General features: G+C 43.9%; 1 protein-coding gene. It reads left to right on the forward strand.

Annotated features, from left to right (window positions below):
• Positions 1-364, forward strand: a 364-nt coding sequence (locus tag AB4209_RS21765; protein ID WP_372057338.1) for a transposase, incomplete at its 5' end; no start/stop codon positions are given.
• Positions 365-410 lie beyond the last annotated feature (46 nt).

Here is a 410-nt window from a genome sequence, read left to right on the forward strand (position 1 = left end):
ACTACGTAGAAAGGTCGCTGCCGTATCCGCCGATGGAGCATATGACACAAAAAATTGCCACGAGACTCTGAAAAATAAAGGCTGTACTCCGTTAATACCGCCTCGAAAGAATGCAGCTCTTTGGGAAGACGGTCATCCCAGAAACAAAGCGGTAATGGCTCTGAGAGATGGAACAATATCGGAATGGAAAACAGAGTCTGGTTATCACTATCGTTCAATATCTGAGACTGCTATGTCCCGATATAAAGGACTAACAAGCGATAAATTGAGCTTGAGATGTTACAACGCTCAAGTGGGCGAAATCATGGCGAATGTCAAAGCGATTAACAAAGTCATAGGACTAGGTATGCCCGTTAGAAGCTAACGGCTAGCTACATATGGTGTCGTTGATCTTCAAGCTGATTTGATCA

The sequence above is a fragment of the Vibrio sp. 10N.286.48.C11 genome (assembly GCF_041469805.1).
GTDB lineage: Bacteria > Pseudomonadota > Gammaproteobacteria > Enterobacterales > Vibrionaceae > Vibrio > Vibrio crassostreae_C.